Source organism: Marinifilum caeruleilacunae (assembly GCF_013141825.1).
GTDB classification, from domain to species: domain Bacteria; phylum Bacteroidota; class Bacteroidia; order Bacteroidales; family Marinifilaceae; genus Marinifilum; species Marinifilum caeruleilacunae.
Genome location: NZ_RZNH01000186.1, coordinates 1 through 396 on the forward strand (window position 1 = coordinate 1; position 396 = coordinate 396).

The 396-nt window shown below is 38.1% G+C and carries 1 protein-coding gene; it reads left to right on the top strand.

Going from position 1 to position 396, the window contains the following annotated elements; translation table 11 throughout:
• Positions 1-365: hypothetical protein (locus ELS83_RS21970; protein WP_430438946.1), on the top strand; the 365-nt coding region annotated here is incomplete at its 5' end.
• Between the last annotated feature and the right edge of the window lie 31 nt (positions 366-396).

Below are 396 nucleotides of genomic sequence, written 5' to 3' on the forward strand. Positions count from 1 at the left end.
AAGGACAAGGAAAAATTGTAAACCAGTATTTGGCCGATGGAACATTGCTGAGAAGAAGTTTTTACGACGAAGACGATAACGAAGTAAAGCGCATAGACTACCAGGGTGAGTTTTTGTTTGTGAACGGACAGTTGAATAAAATATTTACCGAAGAAGGTTACTATGAGCCTACAGCTGCAACAAAAAGCAAGAAAAGCGATTTTGGAACTTATTACTACACCCTAAAAGACCACTTGGGGCATACCCGTGTAGTGGTTGACGAGGAAGAAAATGTAATACAGGAAACAGCCTATTATCCTTACGGCGGAATAATTGCCGAGCTAAGTAGCAAAACAAAATATAATTACCTTTACCCTGTGAAATAAGATTTGAGTCTTTTGTGTAAAAAAAGTTTGC